We start from the raw sequence: 17,817 nt of genomic DNA on the forward strand, positions 1-17,817 counted from the left end.
ATCGGATTTGATGAATTACGAATTTCAATTAAAGACTTATGTCAGAGATTAAAGATGCATTAGATAGAATTCATTACTGGTTTCAAAAAAACTATCCAGCAAAGATTGCGTCACTGGCATCAGGTTTAAGCCCATTGAAAATAGATAATTTGTTGAGTACTCTATCTTTTAAAGTATCCAACGAAGTTAAGGAAATTTATCAATGGTCAAATGGATATTCCAAATATGGATGTGCAGATGATTGGATATTTTATTATATGTTCCTTTTAAATTTAGAATCAGCAGTGAAAGAGGCTCAAATTTGGTTAGAGGAACATGAAGAAATAAGCCTGATGTATAAGTATGCAGGTAAACCTGTCTTACCAGTTTGCATATCCGATATGGAGTTTTTAGCAGTTGTGGCAACGGATGATGAACAAACAACTTCTCCTGTAATTCATATTTCCGAAATTGCCGAAATTTCACTGCAATACACCAACTTAACAGCGATGATGTTGACTCTAGCGGAATCTTACGAGACTGGGGGATTGTTCATCGGTCGTAACGGTTACATAGAGAAAGATGATAAAAAATATGCTGATGCATATCGAAAATACAACTCAGTAATTACAGACTTAGCTCTCGAAAGATTTCTGAAAATATTTCCTGAAGATTCTTCTTGGCAAACCGTACAACTACTTCATAACGACCTATATATGATAAATAGCTATGCAATAGAAATTCCCCAAAGTAACCTGAAAACCAAAGTAGTTAATACCCTTCTTAATCTGTTGCAAGATGAAAAATATGATTCCGGTTTTTCTGTCGTATTAGTACTCGAAGAACTTCGAGCAGTAGATGCATTAATTCAAGGACTTCAACACCCTAGCAAATGGGTTCGTAGTAGGGCAGCCTTTGCTTTAGGAAAAATCAAAGCCTTTGAAGCTGTAGAGTTTGTATCGCAGCTTTTAGAAGATCCAGATCCAGTTGTTCAAGAAGCAGTTAAAGAGGCGTTAGAGATGTTTAGGAATCAAAAATAGAGCGATCGCACCTATTATAGGTTTCTCAAATTCACGTTAAAAATTGCCTTTGAAAAAGACTTAAGCCTTAACCCAAGACTATTGCATTATATTTAGCGATCGCATCCCCATCACATTTCTGGGAGAACAAAACTCATGAACCTTTCAGAACTCTTCATCCGTCGTCCGGTCATGACCACTTTGGTAATGATGGGTATCCTCATTTTCGGTCTCATGAGTTATCTACTGTTACCCATCAGCGCCCTACCCAACGTTGAATATCCTTTTATTTCTGTCTCTGCTAGTCTCCCTGGTGCTACCCCAGAAACAATGGCATCTTCGGTCGCCGCACCCCTAGAAAGACAGTTTACCGAAATTGCCGGACTAAATTCATTCAATTCCACCAGTTCCACAGGTAGCACCAACATCTCCCTACAATTTGACTTTAGCCGCAGAGTGGAAGATGCCGCAAAAGATGTACAGGCAGCCATCTCAGCAGCAGCCGGACAACTGCCAGCCGGAATGCCTCACCCCCCCACCTACCGCAAAGTTAACCCATCTGTCTCCCCGGTTCTTTACCTCTACATGTATTCTGAGACACAGCCAATCTCGACAGTAGATGAATACGCAGAGGTAACAGTTGGTCAGCCAATTTCGATGATTGATGGTGTTGCTCAGGTACAGGTCTATGGTCAACAGCAATATGCAGTCCGCGTCCAGCTTGACCCGCGAGAGTTAGCATCAAGGGGAATTGGTCTAAATCAGGTAAAAACTGCAATTCAACAGGGAAATGTCAACTTACCAATCGGCAGTCTCTCTGACAGTTACAAAAATTATACGATTCAGGCGAACGGTCAACTCACTGATGCTGCCAGCTATCGCCAGCTAATTGTAACTTACAAGAATGGTGCGCCCGTGCGACTCCAGGATTTGGGGCAGGTAATTGACAGCGAACAAAACGTCAAAGTCTCGAATTTATATAGCGATCGCAAAGTAACAAACCGCCATTCTGTTGTTCTCGCTGTACAGCCGCAACCGGGAGCTAATACGGTAAATATTGTTGATGCCATCCAGGAACTTTTACCTACACTCCGCGAACAAGTTCCCAAATCCATTGAAATGGGGATTATGTACGATCGCTCCCAAACTATCCGAGCCTCTGTCAATGATGTGAAATTTACCTTGGTTCTCTCGATTTGTCTAGTTGTCTTGGTAATTTTCTTATTTTTACGCGATATAACAGCTACCCTAATTCCCAGTTTGGCGCTACCTGTAGCAATTATTGGCACTTTTGCTGTAATGTATCTGTCGGGCTTTTCCCTAGACAACCTTTCACTCATGGCGTTGACCCTTTCCGTGGGCTTTGTTGTGGATGATGCGATCGTTGTGTTAGAAAATATCGTCCGTTATCGAGAAATGGGCGAATCTCCCCTAAATGCGGCATTGAAGGGATCGAGGGAAATCAGCTTCACAATTTTGTCAATGACTCTTTCCCTAGTGGCGGTGTTCATCCCGATTATGTTTATGAGTGGAATAATCGGTAAATTATTTCATGAATTTGCCGTGACGATCGCAGTGGCAATTTTGGTTTCGGGTTTTGTTTCCCTCAGTCTCACCCCAATGTTGTGCAGTCGCTTTCTGGGTTCGCATCAGCAAAGACCAAATCGGCTGTATCGAGTCTCAGAACGGGCATTTGATTTACTACTGCAAGGATATGATTGGACTCTCAAGCCCGTCTTAAAATACCGCTTGATGACACTGATTGGTTCTGGCATTCTGCTGGTAATGACCGTCTATTTGTTCGTCATCGTTCCCAAAGGATTTATTCCTACGGAAGACACCGGACAACTGACGGCCAACACCAAAGGAGCGCAAGATATTTCTTTTGATGATATGCGGCGTCACCAACAAAAGGTTGTTGACATTATTCGTCAAGACCCCAACATTGAGGCAGTTGACTCGATTGTAGGTGCAAGTGGCCCGAATGCGTCGGTAAACTCTGGGCGAATTACGATTCGGCTCAAGCCACGTTCTGAACGTCAACTGAGTGCTGACGAAATCATTCAAGAGTTAACCCCCAAGTTGAGACGTGTAGTTGGGGTTAAGACATTCCTCCGTTCTCCGCCAGCGATTCCCATCGGTGGGCAACAAACTAATTCTACTTATCAGTTCACCTTGCAGAGTTTGAATTTACAAGACTTACGCCAATACGTTCCTAAACTTGTAGATAAAGTCAAAACCTTACCAGGACTCCGGGACGTTGATAGCGATTTACAACTCAGCACTCCTCAAATCGAAGTCAAATTTGACCACAACAAAGCCGCAACTCTTGGGATTACCGCCCAACAAGTTGAACAAACCCTCAGCGCCGCTTACGGTTCCAGTCAGGTGTCAACTATTTATACCCCAAATGACCAATTCTATGTAATTCTGGAAGTAAAACCGGAGTTTCAGCGAGATCCCAGCGCCCTATCGCTACTATATGTGCAATCTAGTACTGGGAAACTTGTTCCCCTAAGTGCGATCGCTAATATCACCCAGAATGTCGGCCCCCTCACCGTGACTCACGTTGCTCAACTCCCCTCTGCAACTATCTCTTTTGACACCCTCCCAGGAACGTCTCTAAGTCAAGCTACAGATGCCATCAAGCAAGCAGCCAGTGAGTTACTACCCTCCACAATTACCACCAGCTTTCAGGGTTCAGCCCAAACCTTCCAACAGTCCTTCAACGATTTAGGTGTGCTGTTGTTGGTGTCTATTTTAGTCATCTATCTGATTCTCGGTATCCTCTATGAGGATTTCATTCACCCGATCACCATTCTTTCCGGTCTGCCTTCGGCGGGTTTTGGCGCATTATTGACACTGCTAATTTTCCAGGTTGATTTAAATCTTTACTCTTTCATCGGCATCATTCTGCTAGTGGGTATTGTCAAGAAAAATGGCATTATGCTGGTGGATTTTGCCATTGAAGCGCAACGAAAGGAAGGAAAAAATTCCTTTGATGCCATCTATGCCGCTTGCTTGATTCGCTTCCGTCCAATTATGATGACGACGATGGCAGCTTTAATTGGGACACTCCCCATTGCTCTGGGGACAGGAGTAGGTTCAGAGGCGCGTCGTCCTTTGGGGATTGCGATCGTTGGTGGATTGGCGTTCTCTCAGATATTGACCTTGTATTTGACTCCAGTGTTTTACATTTATATGGAGACATGGCGGAAAAAGCTTAGTATGCAGAGTAGGAAAGCTGAAAAAAAGCATCTTCCAGCAGTTAAAAGTTAATGATAATTTTTAGTAAAATCGAGCAAGAGTAAAGCGATCGCATAGAGTCAATTACCATCGCTCGGAAACTACTTGGCAAGATTGGGTTGAAACTGCTCTCTCAGGTAAAGGTTAGAGAATGCTGATAGATTTTATGTCACTGCAACATCAGTACTGTCTGCCTTATTTGTATCTGTTTGCCCTAAATAAGACTTTTTATGACTAAATAATACAAAGCATTTGAAATTTACTTTCAAACACCTAACTATTGAGGTCTTTTTCATGCTGTGTTTCTTGAAGAAACAGTTTAATTTAGACTCATGGTTAAACAACAGGTTTTGAACGCGGCAAGCACAAAACCAAACAGCTAAAGCTCTATTGAAGATAATAAATAATATTTATTTTCATCAAACTCTAAGCTGCCCAATTCCAGTAAATGTAACTTCAAATAGAAAGTTTACATCTGTGCAAACCACAACTTACCTGAATTTGACCAAATCACAATCAGCACTTAAAGGACAAAAAAATGGGATTTTCCAATCTTGGTACACTCGGTAGCACCCCTGTTGTTAAGAATAACTTTGGTTTAGTTACATCCGATCCCACGGATGTCTTCCAGTTCAAAATCACCAGTGGTAAAAATATCAACCTGTCTTTAACAAACATTAGTGCAGGAGATGATGCCGACCTCAGGCTGTTTCGAGATGCTAACAATAACGGCGTACTAGACAGCTTTGACCGAAATGCTGGACTTGTTTCCAATCGGGGAAGCAACCAAGATGAGGCGATTAACTTTAAAACTAGCTCAGGTACTTTTTTTGCCGAAGTATCTCGCTTTAGCACTAGTGTGGGCGGTGTTAGTTACAATCTAGCCTTGTCTGCAACTGAACCTTCTGGAAGTTTTCCGCTTTCAGCTAGTTTCAGTAACCTTCTACCGAAGGAATTTGTACTTGGTAACTTATCAGCTGATGTCACCCGTACAGGTAACGTCAGTAACACCAATACTACTGATGTTTACAACTTCTCTTTGGGATTTTTTGAGGGTGTCAACATTAAATTGGACGGACTGAACGGCGATGCTGACATCCGCCTGATTCGGGACTCTAACAACAATCGCATCGTTGATGCTGGTGAGGAAGTTGCACGCTCTACTAGTGGAGGTACTGCGTCAGACCTTATTTCCAACACTACCTTATCTGGTGACTACTTCTTGCAAGTCACTCAATTCTCTACCTCTAACTACACTGTAACTTTCGACCACTTCACCACCCCCTTTGCTTTAGTTTAGGCATCGACAGTGGTGAGTAGTACTTGAAAGTTTTGTACGGCAATGCTTTCAAGGGTATGCAAATGATGTAAGCGGCAAATAATTCTATCTGAACTTTGCCGCTTTTATTCCAGACTTTAGATAAAAAATTACATCAGACTTAACTAAAGCGGACTGAGCAACGATAATGATATCCAACTAATTCGAGACTTTAATCGCAATCGAGGAAATTACCCGTTCTATTAAGAGCGGTATTACCTCAGATATTATTTCTAATATTAATAATGCTGGTAAATACTTTCTACAGGTCGAGCAATTCAAAGATAGCACTAACTACACTTTGACTTTTAACTAGTTCACCACCCCCTTTGCTTAAGTTTAGGCATCGGGAGTGGTGAGTAGTACTTGAAAGTATTGTACGGCAATGCTTTCAAGGGTATGCAAATGATACAAGCGGCAAAAAGTGATACCTGAACTTTACCGCTTCATTGCATAAATTATAGCTGTATCGATCAAATATTTCAACACAATTGATGTTAAAGATTTTTTAAGCTTCCTTCGGGGAAGGGATTTAGGCACAGATGTATGTCTGTGGGGTTCTATTGCCGGTTGATGAAGTGAAGTGTAACAAGTGACGAGTGAAAACTCATAAATTAGCGATCGCTTAAAGACTACCAGAAACATCCAGTTAATCATAAGGAACCTCTGAATCACCAGAGGTTTTTTCGTATCAATATATACAAGCTTTTGTGTGGCAAAAGTTTGCCAAAGCGATCGCTTGACGCAAGCTTTCACCTTCTTCTTCACATATCCAAGGCTTACGCACTCAGATTCCCTAACCCTCTTAAAAAGTTGGCTCTAAAAATTCTTCCATTAAAAAGCTACAGTGTACACGCAAGTCTCTTGATGCATCGACCTGCAATGCCAATGCATCGGCCTGTAATGCCAATGCATCGACCTGCAATGCCAATGCATCGACCTGCAATGCCAATGCATCGACCTGCAATGCCAATGCATCGACCTGCAATGCTTATAAAAATTAACTCACTCTACCTTACGCAGCAACTTTAAAAGACTTGTGTGTAGACAGTAGCTTTTTTAAGGCCTGCTCGGAGGAATCTAAGTTTTAGACTTTAGTGGGTAAGTCTTAACATCCCTTATTTCATCAAACTCATTCTCGATTACGCCAATGGTGAGTCATAAGACTTTTTATGACTAAACAATACAAAGCACTTGGAATTTACTTTAACAAACACCTAACTATAGAAGTCTTTTTCATGCTGTGCTTATTGAAAAAACAGTTTAATTTAGATTCATGGTTAAACAACAGGTTCTAAACGCGGCAAGCACAAAACCAAACAGCTAAGGCTCTATTGAAAATAATAAAAAATATTTATTTTCATCAAACTCTAAGCCACTACGTTCCAGTAAATATCGAGTGAAATCGAACTTTTACATCTGTGCAAACCATAACTTAATCTGAACTTGACCGCATCACAATCAACATCTAAAGGACAAAAAAATGGCACTTTTCGATCTTGGTACACTCGGTAGCACACCTGTTGTTAAGAATAACTTTGATTTAACTACATCTGATACCACGGATGTCTTTCAGTTCAAAACCATCGGTGGCAAAAATATCAACCTGTCTCTGACAGACATTAGCGCGGGTGATGATGCCGACATCCGACTGTTTAAGGATGCTAACAATAACGGCGTACTAGATGACTTCGACCGAAAAGTTGGACTTGTTTCCAATCACGGAAGCAACCAAGATGAGGCGATTAACTTTAAAACTAGCTCAGGTACTTTTTTTGCGGAAGTATCTCGCTTTGCTCCAGGTAGTTCAGGTAATGTCAGTTACGATTTAGCCTTATCTGCAACTGCACCTGCGGGAACTTTTCCGATTTCAGCTAGTTCCAGCAACCTTCTACCTAAAGAATTTGTACTCGGTCACTTATCAGGTAATGTCACTCGTACAGGTAATATCAGTAACACTAATGCTACTGATGTTTACAGCTTCTCTTTGGGATTCCGTGAAGGTGTCGACATAAGATTAGACGGGTTAAGCACTGATGCTGATATCCGGGTGATTCGAGACTCTAACAACAATCGCATCGTCGATGCAGGTGAGGTAATTGGAAGCTCTACTAATGCAGGTATTACTTCAGAACTTATTTCCAACATTAACACTCCTGGTGACTACTTCTTGCAGGTAACTGAATTCACTGGCGCCACTAACTACAATGTGGCTTTTAACCAGTTCTCCGTCCCTGCTTAAGTTTAGGCATTAGCAGTGGTGAGTAGTACTTGAAAGCTTTGTACGGCAATGCTTTCAAGAGTATGCAAATGATGCAAGCGGTACAAATCCATACCTGAACTTTACCGCTTGCATTTCTCAATTTATCTCTGCACGGCTCAAATATTTGCACAAATATTATGAATAAAACATTACAACTAGGCGATGTCTACGACGGGCGTAGCGGCAGCGCTATCTTACCGCCAGAAATTATCCCCTTTTTAGCAAGTTACAATCTAATCCCGCAATTATTATCTCAGAGCATTATTGAATTAGCGATCGCACCAATTCCCTGCACACATGCCGAAACATCTCACGCTGTAGAACAATTTTATCAGCTTTGGGATTTAAACAGCGAAGAAAAAATCCAAGATTGGTGTTTGCGTTATGGTCTAACTCAAGAACAATTAGAACTTTTCGCCACCCGCAAGCTGAGAGTAGAAAAATTCAAGCAAATAACTTGGGGACATCAACTAGAATCTTACTTTCTCAAATACAAAAGACATTTTGATAAAGTCATTTATTCTTTAATTCGGACTAATAGCAGAGGAACTGTTAACGAGCTATTCTTCCGAATTACAGAAGGAGAACAATCATTTTCAGAACTAGCTCGTGAATATTCTCAAGGGCCAGAAGCGGATACAAATGGCATCATCGGCCCAGTAGAACTTGGTACTATAACTCACAATTTTGCTCAGTTACTTTGCACAAGTCAAGTAGGTATAGTTCAACCACCTGTACCCTTTGGAGACTCATGGATAATTATACGGGTGGAAAAGTTTATAACTGCCCAATTGGACGATTTTATGCGCCAACGATTGCTGCAAGAGAATTTTGAAACTTGGTTTCAACAGCAACTAAGTCAACTGTCGCCAGAAGAAAAAACCTGGATGGGAATCAACACCAAACCAGCACAGTCTCAAGAAGCGATCGCAGCGTAGAACGGCAGGGGGGCAGAGGGGCAGGGGAAGCAGGAAAAGAGGCTTAACCCAAGCGTATTGACTTATAAATCATCAAAATAGGGTGTAGAAGATTATGACAAATACAACTGTTGATATTCAAGAATATATTACCGATTTATTTCCTTTTAATTATCTGCCAGCAAATGTTTTAGAAAATTTGCTCGACAAGGTGCAATTTTGTCGTTATCGCATCGGGCAGGTAATAGTAACCAGGGAAGCTATGCCCAATTGGATTAGCATTATTTACCAAGGACAAGCGCGTTTATTAACCTACAATTCCCAAGGACAAAATCCGGCGACACTGAAGTTAATCTCACAAGGAGAGGTTTTGGGTTGGGTAAGTTATATGCGGGGTATTGCTTGTGAAACTGCGATCGCTTCTACTGAAGTTATCGCTATTAATCTACCTATTGCTGGTTTTTTAACTTTACTCAAGCAAGAAGAGGCTTTTGTCCGCGCCTTGCAAAATGAGATTACTCTCTTAGAGGTGCATGAACTGCTTACCGAAGAACTCAGCCGTCGCGCAGATGGTCGCACGAATTTAGTTAAGCTTGCCCAAGCTACAACTGAAGTTGCGATCGTCCAAACAATTCCTGCACGCAAAGTTTTCCGCCAGCAGTTGGATTCAGAATTTTTGTGGTTAGTCAGCAGTAATTTTGATGCTGAGTTTCCTGTGGGGAGTCGCTTAGAGTTGGATGAACTCAATCCCAAGCTGAAATTTAATACAAATATGCGTCTGGTGGGATTGCCCAAATCAATACTTGGAGAAAATCTCGCGCCTACACCAAAAACACTCTTACCCGCAGAGATTCCCTACGCCTCAGAAATTGTCACAGAAGCACCAGCAGCTAAGGGCAAACAAAAGAAGTTTCCTTATATCAAAGGTAGAGGACCGCTGGATGCGACACTCGCTTGCTTCCAGATGTTGAGCCAATACTTTAACATCTCCTGGCGCAGAGATACATTGCAGCGAGTGTTGACCAAGCAGCACGAACAGAAAGGCGTTATATCTCTGCAATTTTGCGCCGCCGCTGCTGAGTTGATGGGGTTGACAACACAGATGGTAAAAGTTCCCGCCGCCGCAGTCGGACGCTTGCAATTACCAGTAATGATTTCTTGGCAAGATAGTTTTGCAATTATTTACAAAAATAGCGATCGAGAGTTACTCATTGCCGTTCCAGAGATGGGACTACTGCGTTACAAACTCCGAGACTTTGCGGAAAACTGGGGGGCTGAAGGAGAAGTCCTGCTGCTGCAAACCACCAAAAATACTCCCAAGGCGCGGTTTAGTTTGAGTTGGTTTGTACCCTCACTGCGGCGCTATCGCAAGGTGTTAATTGAAGTACTAGTTGCTTCGATTGTTATTCAACTGTTTGGGCTGGTAAATCCTCTCGCCACACAGGTGATTATTGATAAAGTATTGGTTGGCAACAGTCCTGATACCCTGGAAGTTTTTGGCATCTTTTTGCTAGTAGTAGCAGTCATCGAAGCAATACTCACCAGTATCCGCACTCATTTATTTACAGATACCACTAACCGAATTGACCTCGCCCTTGGTTCTGAGGTGATTAATCACCTGTTGCGTCTGCCATTATCTTACTTTGAACGCCGTCCTGTAGGAGAATTGGCAACGCGAATTCACGAACTAGAAAATATCCGTTCTTTTTTAACTGGTACAGCTTTAACTGTGGTGATGGATGCTGTATTTTCAGTGGTCTACATTGTAGTGATGGCGATTTACAGCCCGGTGTTGACATTAGTTGCTTTGGCAACAGTACCGCTGTTTGGCTTGCTCAACTTGATGGTATCACCTGTGATGCGCCGACAATTGCAAGAAAAAGCTGAGTGCAATGCCGAGACGCAATCTTATTTAGTGGAAGTGATGGGGGGAATGCAGACAGTCAAGGCGCAAAATTTAGAAATGCGATCGCGTTGGCAATGGCAAGAACGCTATGCTCGTTATATTAGCGCAGGTTTCAAAACAGTCTCTACCCAAACTACTGCCGGTTCTGTTAGCAGTTTTCTCAACAAGTTTTCTAGTATGTTAGTGCTGTGGGTGGGAGCTTTTCTCGTCCTCAATCAGCACCTAACCTTGGGACAACTCATCGCTTTCCGCATTCTGGCTGGTTATGTCACCAGTCCCTTGTTGCGCCTAATGCAACTTTGGCAGAACTTCCAAGAAACCGCTCTATCTCTGCAACGCCTTGCTGATATTTTAGACACTCCCCAAGAAGTAGAAATCGGTAACTGTCAAAATATCCTTATGCCCAGCGTTCAAGGTAGTGTCCGCTTTGAAAATCTCAGCTTCAGTTTCGCGGAACACGGGCCATTGCAACTATGCAATATTAACTTAGATTTTCCTGCTGGCTCCTTTGTGGGAATTGTTGGTCAAAGCGGTTCCGGTAAAAGCACACTGCTAAAATTATTACCCAGACTTTACGAACCCAAGTCCGGCAAAATCTTGATTGATGACTATGATATCAGCAAGGTAGAACTTTATTCCTTACGCCGTCAAATTGGGATGGTGTTACAAGATACCTTACTCTTCGATGGCACAATCCGCGAAAACATTGCCTTGGGATATCCTGATGCTAGCGATGAAGAAATTATTAATGCTGCCAAGGTAGCGTTTGCCCACGACTTTATTATGTCTTTGCCCAATGGCTATAACACCCGTGTCGGCGAGCGAGGTTCGGGGCTTTCTGGAGGACAACGCCAACGAGTAGCGATCGCTCGTACTGTCTTGCAAAACCCGCAATTACTGATTTTGGATGAAGCTACTAGCGCTTTAGATTACAATGCCGAAGCCCAAGTTTGCCGTAACTTAGCATCAGCTTTTCGAGATAAAACAGTGTTTTTCATTACTCACCGCCTCAGCACAATCCGCCATGCCGATGTCATTTTGATGATGGATGGAGGTGCTGTGGTAGAACAGGGAACTCATGAAGAATTGATGGCGCTCAAAGGTTATTACTACTGTCTGTATCAGCAACAGGAAGCGAAAGTGTAGTCATTAGTCATTTGTCATTTGTCAGCAGTAAATACTATTGCTTCAACTTTAAATAATGAAACTTCAAGCTTAAAACTCGATACTTCAGCCTTTGAACTCGGAAGTTGAGCCTTTGAACTCGGAAGTTGAGCCTTTTTGGTTGAACGTTGAGCTTCTGAACTCGGAAGTTGAGCCTTTTTGCTCAAACGTTGAGCCTTTAAACTCGGAAGTTGCACCTTTTTACTTGAATGTTGAGCTTCTCAACTAGGAACTTTAACCTTAGCACTCCTAACTCTTGTACAGACGCGATTCATCGCGTCTCTCTGCACTCCCTAATGCCCAATGCCCCATTCCCCATTTATTATGAATATTCAATATAAATTCGATCAACCAGTACTTTTACAACAAACCCCTACTTGGTCGCGAGCGATCGCCTGGACTATTATCGGAGTTAGCACCTTTACGGTAATCTGGGCTTCAGTCTTCCAAATTGATGAATCAATTCATGCTACTGGCAAGCTAGAACCACAGGGTGCAGTCAAAGAAATTCAGGCTCCGGTTCATGGTGTTGTCAATGAGATTCTAGTCAAAGATGGTCAGCGAGTCAAAAAAGGTGAAACACTCGTTACCTTAGAAAAAACTTCTTCTGAGGCGGAGTTAACATCATTAAAACAAAGTCGGGCAGCTCAATTGCTGGCGAAACAGGCGCTAGAGCAAGAAAATGATTTCTATCGCCGTCAGCTTCAAGGGAACATATCACTACAGGAAGTGGCACAGCAAACCGCTCTGTTGAAAATTAAACCAGAACTAGCCTTTTTGACCAAAAGCCGAGCCGCGATTATTGCCGAAAACCAGTTGTACCGGACACAGTTAAACGGTGCGACTGCTGGAAATATTCTCACAAGAGAGCAACAGTTACGCTTGCGAAATCGCCAAATAGAATTAGAATCGCGTTTAGCCACAGCTAATTTAGAAACGGGACAGACACAACAGCAATTTTTCCAGACTCAGGCGGAATTAAGTAGCGCTAAAGAGTTGCTGACAATTAATCAACAAATTCTCCGCAAGTTTGAACCTCTAGCGCAGCAGGGGGCGATTTCCCAAGTGCAGTACTTGAAACAACAACAGGATGTCAGCAGCAAACAAGCAGAAGTGATCCGATTGAATCGGGAACAGCAGCGATTACAATTAGCGATCGCACAATCAAATCAAAAATTTCGCAATACTGCGGCTGTGTCTCAAGAAGACTTACTAGCCAAAATTACAGATAATGACAAAAACATTGCCGGAATTGACAGCCAATTAACTAAGGTAATTGTAGATAATCAGAAACGCCTCTATGAAATTAATAGTCAGATTGGAGAAATTGATAGTAAGTTAACTCAGGCAGAACAAACCCTAAAATATCAAAAAATTACTGCACCCGTAGATGGAACCGTCTTTGAACTCAAAGCCAAAACAGCAGGATTTGTAGTTAATTCCAGCGAACCCCTACTGAAACTCGTTCCTAATGGTAACTTGGTTGCTAACGTCTACATCACCAACCGCGACATCGGCTTTGTCAAAGAAGGGCAACAAGTGGATGTGAGAATTGATTCCTTTCCCTTCCAAGAGTATGGTGATATCAAAGGCGAACTAGTTGAGATTGGCTCTGATGCCTTACCTCCAGACCAAGTTTATAATTTCTGGCGCTTCTCAGCAAAAGTCCGCCTACATGGGCAAAAGTTACTGATTAATCAGCGTCAAGTTCCATTGCAATCAGGGATGTCCATTAATGCTAATGTGAAATTACGTCAGCGCACAATTATGAGTATCTTCACTGATTTCTTAGTGCAAAAAACTGAAAGCTTAAAGTCTCTGCGCTGAACATACTAACTTTTAATTGAGCCAATCCACAAGAAAGCCATCGATTCACTTAGATGCTGATTACAACAAACAAGCACTGGAACGATAGCTATATGTAATTCTACAGAGTCTACTAGAAGAAATGGGGAGTTTGGGCAAACCAAAGATGAAGACGTTAGGATATCTGGCGTTGCATAAATGCGGGATGATTTAATTCAATACGGGTATTTCCCAATACTTCAAATAATGAAGTAATAATCGAATTGAGTATTTCAGCATATCTACTGACTTTGAGTAACACAATGTTTTGCGGTGTAGTCGTGCTAAATAGTGACGCAAGCGGGTATTTTCGCCTTCAACTCTAGTCATATATGTTTTACTCACAATTTGGTCTCCATTGGGGATAAAACTTGGGTAAACAATAAGCCATCTGTCACATAAAAATAGCTCTTCCAATGTTTAACAATTTCCCATAATGGCTCAAACGTTTCAGCACTATGGTCTCCTAAAACCCAGGCTAAAATACCCTGAGTAAAGTGATTTACTGCTGTCCAAAGCCAAATTTTGTTTTTTTTGACCCGATGAATGTCTCTAATTCATCCAGTTCTCCAACTTCTGGAATGATATCTTCTTTTGGCACGTCTGGAAGTTTTTCTCCTAATTTTTTGACCCAATAAATGATGGTAGTATGATGCACTCCTTTAACTCGCTCAATCCCGCGAAAACCCATGCCGTTCAGGTACATTTTTAAACATTCTTGTTTCACCTCCTCTGAATATCCTTTCGGCGGATTGTACACATCTATAAATTGGCGTTAGCGGAGCGGGGCGTCAGCACTTCGCAGTTAGTACAGATGTGATTTTGTTTACCTCTTCGCTTTCCATTCTTCCGGATTTCCGTAGACTCACAGTATGGACATTGCACAGTAGATAACCTCAATTCATCCCTCTATTATGCAACGCCGGATATCTTATTAGCCTACGGTGTCAAAGAACGCCGCTTCGGTTCTGCAACCGCGCCCAACTCAACGCCAAAAACCGATTGCCCCTCCAGTCATGGAAGAGCGATTGCATGGAAGTATCAGTGGTCTAAAGGGTGACGAAATCTGCTATGGAAATCAGGTTGGCATCGACCCTGGTTAAGGTTGCCAGGGTGGTTGTCCCTAGCTGGATCAGGGTGTTAGCGTTGCTGGAGGTAATGGTCAGTTGCCCAAAGGTCAAGCCACCTGAGAGGGCGAGGCGATCGACCGTATCGGTAAAGTCGGTGATGGTGTCGCCGCCGGAATTGGCTTTCAGCACAAAGCGATCGCTTCCGGCTCCGCCCGTTAGCAAGTCTGAGCCATTGCCGCCATCAAGCAAGTCATCGCCATTACCCCCATCGATTCTATCTGCGCCATTATTGCCCAGTAGAGTGTCCTTGCCGCCCAGACCAAAAATTGTATCTTTGCCGTTGCCAGAGGAGATGTAATCATTCCCTTCATTCCCGGTCAGAGATTGATCTTTGTTGCTAGTGGATTGGACACTACCGACTTCCACAATGACCGTAGCTTCATCAGATTTGAGTCCTCCGCCATCGATGACAGTGTACTTGAAGGAGGCTGTGCCCGAAAACCCTGCATTAGGGGTAAAGGTGATCAGTTGCGTATCTTGATCGATGCTGGTAGTGCCATTGGATGCATTGGTGACGTTGAGCGTTGCACCGACTAGACCATTGTCATCGGGATCGCTGAGATTGTCGCTCACATCTACACTAACAGCAGTGTTCTGGCTGGTGGAAAGGGTTTCTCCGGTGGCCGTTGGGGCATCGTTAACAGGGGTGACTGAGAAAGTGCGGGTTTGATTTGCTAAAGTTGCAGTACCATCTGTGACGCCGTAGGTAAGGGTGACACTACCATTAAAGTTGACAGTTGGGGTGAAGGTATACGTCCCATTATTGTTGTTGACTAATCCACCATTGGTGGCAGTCAAGTTAACAACTGAGAGGGTATTCCCATCCACATCACTGAACCCAGCTAATAAGTTTGAGGGAAGGATAGTTATAGCCGTATCTTCAGCAGTGTTGCTTAATGTGGCAGTGGGTGTCCCGGTGGGGGCATCGTTAACAGGGGTGACTGAGAAAGTGCGGGTTTGATTTGCTAAAGTTGCAATGCCATCTGTGACCCCGTAGGTAAGGGTGACACTACCATTAAAGTTGGCAGTTGGGGTGAAAGTATACGTCCCATTATTGTTGTTGACTAATCCACCATTGGTGGCAGTCAAGTTAACAACTGAGAGGGTATTCCCATCCGCATCACTGAACCCAGCTAATAAGTTTGAGGGAAGGATAGTTATAGCCGTATCTTCAGCAGCGTTGCTTAATGTGGTAGTGGGTGTCCCGGCGGGGGCATCGTTAACAGGGGTGACTGAGAAAGTGCGGGTTTGATTTGCTAAAGTTGCAGTACCATCTGTGACCCCGTAGGTGAGGGTGACAGTACCATTAAAGTTGGCAGTTGGGGTGAAGGTATACGTCCCATTATTGTTGTTGACTAATCCACCATTGGTGGCAGTCAAGTTAGCAACTGAGAGGGTATTCCCATCCACATCACTAAACCCGACTAATAATTTAGAGGCTTGAATTGTGATTGCCGTATCTTCGGCAGTGTTGCTTAATGTGGCAGCGGGTGTCCCGGTGGGGGCATCGTTAACAGGGGTGACTGAGAAAGTGCGGGTTTGATTTGCTAAAGTTGCAATGCCATCTGTGACCCCGTAGGTAAGGGTGACACTACCATTAAAGTTGGCAGTTGGGGTGAAAGTATACGTTCCATTATTGTTGTTGACTAATCCACCATTGGTGGCAGTCAAGTTAACAACTGAGAGGGTGTTCCCATCCGCATCACTGAACCCGGCTAATAATTTAGAGGCTTGAATTGTGATTGCCGTATCTTCGGCAGTGTCGCTTAATATGCCAGTGGGTACGCCGGTTGGAGCACTATTATTCGGAAACTGGAACGATATCTGCTCAACACCAGACACATTATAAGAAATACCAAGACCTGTCAGGGCGATCGCTTGACCATCAGGATACGACAAGTTCTGGTTTGCGAACCCATAGTCACTCGGACGACCCGTCAGAGTAAGTGTGTCAATGCCCTGCCCGCCCGTGACCGTAACCGCTCCTGACGTATTAGAGAAGCCTACTAAAGATAAGGTGTCGTTGCCGTCACCTAAATTCACGGAGAGAGTGGTTGGTATGATGTTACTATTGAAATTAGCAGAGATTGAGAGCGTGTCATTACCGCCACCACCGACAACGGATAGCCCACCTGGTAGGGTATCTAAAAGTTTGTTTGAAAATAAAAATGTATCATCACCGTCACCGAGGTCTATAGTCGTGAAGCCGTTGCCGCCAAACGAACCCACGATAAGCTCTGTTGAGAGGTAGTCGTTGCCCCCCAGCAGTGTTATCTCTGCTGGCGAACCATTAAATATTAACGTATCTGTGATTATTTCGTCCCGTTGGTTTGTAGTGTTTACTACAATGTCCGCATCAGCTAAGTTATCAACTAGGAATTCGGTTGCATTGTAAACGAATATTGCATTAGCATTAGTTGTCATTCTAAGTTCCCCCAGGTAAAAATAAGAGCATATAAACTGTCTGGACACAAATACTTTCTATCCATCAACCCTCCCCTGTGGGAATAAAGCGTCCATTGATACCCTATTAGCAATTTAAGCCCTCAGCCATACTACACACGAATACAGAAAATTTTAGTAGCGCCGACAAACGCTATTTCAGAGATAATAGTGTTATTTTAAAGATTTACGACCATTTTCATAAAATCTTTATCTTAATTTATCCAAATAGCTGCGGTTATCTTGCTTTTAACCGCCCAATATCAGTTTCAGTAGATCGAAAAGTTTTTCAAATCCTGGTTGAAATCGTCTCACTTAGGCAATTTCCATTAATAAATCTACCACCGCCGTCACAAGAAACCAGATGCTCCAGGCGTTGCAGTTTATTTCAAAATCAAAGATAAAAATTATGCTTTGTATTGCGTAGACCCGAGCAGCTTGTCGTCAAACATCGCCTGCTAAAAGTAAGGGAGAATCTCAGAGTAATTGGATTGCACATTCATGAAGCTTACTGTTTAAATTTAAGTAAATAAACAAAAAAATATGAAAAATTCCGCTAAAGTCTTATTTAAAACTAACTTTATTATT

Annotated in this window: 13 protein-coding genes; 7 read left to right on the forward strand and 6 right to left on the reverse strand. The window is 42.8% G+C overall.

Going from position 1 to position 17,817, the window contains the following annotated elements; genetic code table 11:
- Positions 1-38: 38 nt before the first annotated feature.
- The 3 genes from V7K84_RS10250 (at position 39) to V7K84_RS10260 (ending at position 5,544) form a co-directional block, all read left to right on the forward strand.
- Positions 39-1,019, forward strand: a complete 981-nt coding sequence (locus V7K84_RS10250; protein ID WP_334837802.1) for an SMI1/KNR4 family protein — start codon at positions 39-41, stop codon at positions 1,017-1,019.
- A gap of 135 nt (positions 1,020-1,154) precedes the next feature.
- Positions 1,155-4,277, forward strand: a complete 3,123-nt coding sequence (locus V7K84_RS10255; protein WP_334837804.1) for an efflux RND transporter permease subunit — start codon at positions 1,155-1,157, stop codon at positions 4,275-4,277.
- A 505-nt stretch (positions 4,278-4,782) separates the two neighbouring features.
- A complete protein-coding gene (locus V7K84_RS10260) occupies positions 4,783-5,544 on the forward strand; it encodes a PPC domain-containing protein (protein WP_334837806.1) in 762 nt (253 codons plus the stop codon).
- A gap of 823 nt (positions 5,545-6,367) precedes the next feature.
- On the opposite strand, the gene V7K84_RS10265 is transcribed toward V7K84_RS10260, so the two are convergent.
- Complete coding sequence (locus tag V7K84_RS10265) at positions 6,368-6,550, reverse strand: hypothetical protein (RefSeq protein WP_334837807.1); 183 nt, start codon at positions 6,548-6,550, stop codon at positions 6,368-6,370.
- 495 nt (positions 6,551-7,045) lie between these two features.
- On the opposite strand from V7K84_RS10265, the gene V7K84_RS10270 reads away from it, so the two are divergent.
- The 3 genes from V7K84_RS10270 to V7K84_RS10280 all read left to right on the forward strand — a co-directional run bounded on the left by V7K84_RS10270 (position 7,046) and on the right by V7K84_RS10280 (position 11,794).
- Positions 7,046-7,804 (forward strand): PPC domain-containing protein, encoded by a 759-nt coding sequence (locus V7K84_RS10270; RefSeq protein ID WP_334837809.1) that lies wholly within the window; start codon positions 7,046-7,048, stop codon positions 7,802-7,804.
- A gap of 158 nt (positions 7,805-7,962) precedes the next feature.
- Positions 7,963-8,763 carry a peptidylprolyl isomerase gene (locus V7K84_RS10275; RefSeq protein ID WP_334837811.1) on the forward strand — a complete coding sequence of 267 codons (801 nt, stop codon included), beginning with the start codon at positions 7,963-7,965 and terminating at the stop codon, positions 8,761-8,763.
- 94 nt (positions 8,764-8,857) lie between these two features.
- Positions 8,858-11,794, forward strand: coding sequence for a peptidase domain-containing ABC transporter (locus V7K84_RS10280; protein WP_334837813.1), 2,937 nt, complete (start codon positions 8,858-8,860; stop codon positions 11,792-11,794).
- Positions 11,795-11,808: 14 nt separating this feature from the next.
- Here V7K84_RS10280 and V7K84_RS10285 read toward each other — a convergent pair whose 3' ends face one another.
- Positions 11,809-12,009 carry a hypothetical protein gene (locus tag V7K84_RS10285; RefSeq protein WP_334837815.1) on the reverse strand — a complete coding sequence of 67 codons (201 nt, stop codon included), beginning with the start codon at positions 12,007-12,009 and terminating at the stop codon, positions 11,809-11,811.
- Positions 12,010-12,136: 127 nt separating this feature from the next.
- Here V7K84_RS10285 and V7K84_RS10290 point away from each other — a divergent pair, with 127 nt between their 5' ends.
- Positions 12,137-13,639 carry an HlyD family efflux transporter periplasmic adaptor subunit gene (locus tag V7K84_RS10290; RefSeq protein ID WP_334837816.1) on the forward strand — a complete coding sequence of 501 codons (1,503 nt, stop codon included), beginning with the start codon at positions 12,137-12,139 and terminating at the stop codon, positions 13,637-13,639.
- A gap of 189 nt (positions 13,640-13,828) precedes the next feature.
- On the opposite strand, the gene V7K84_RS10295 is transcribed toward V7K84_RS10290, so the two are convergent.
- The 4 genes from V7K84_RS10295 to V7K84_RS10305 all read right to left on the reverse strand — a co-directional run bounded on the left by V7K84_RS10295 (position 13,829) and on the right by V7K84_RS10305 (position 17,211).
- On the reverse strand, positions 13,829-14,074 hold the full coding sequence (locus tag V7K84_RS10295) for an IS1 family transposase (RefSeq protein WP_334837817.1): 246 nt from the start codon (positions 14,072-14,074) through the stop codon (positions 13,829-13,831).
- Positions 14,075-14,159: 85 nt separating this feature from the next.
- Positions 14,160-14,417: a hypothetical protein gene (locus tag V7K84_RS10300; RefSeq protein WP_334837818.1), complete on the reverse strand. Its 258-nt coding sequence runs from the start codon at positions 14,415-14,417 to the stop codon at positions 14,160-14,162.
- Positions 14,418-14,419: 2 nt separating this feature from the next.
- Positions 14,420-14,542 (reverse strand): transposase-like zinc-binding domain-containing protein, encoded by a 123-nt coding sequence (locus tag V7K84_RS34250; protein WP_442940939.1) that lies wholly within the window; start codon positions 14,540-14,542, stop codon positions 14,420-14,422.
- Between the two features lie 164 nt (positions 14,543-14,706).
- Positions 14,707-17,211 (reverse strand): cadherin-like domain-containing protein, encoded by a 2,505-nt coding sequence (locus V7K84_RS10305; RefSeq protein ID WP_334837820.1) that lies wholly within the window; start codon positions 17,209-17,211, stop codon positions 14,707-14,709.
- Between the last annotated feature and the right edge of the window lie 606 nt (positions 17,212-17,817).

The organism is Nostoc sp. (assembly GCF_036917315.1).
Classification (GTDB): Bacteria; Cyanobacteriota; Cyanobacteriia; order Cyanobacteriales; family Nostocaceae; genus Nostoc.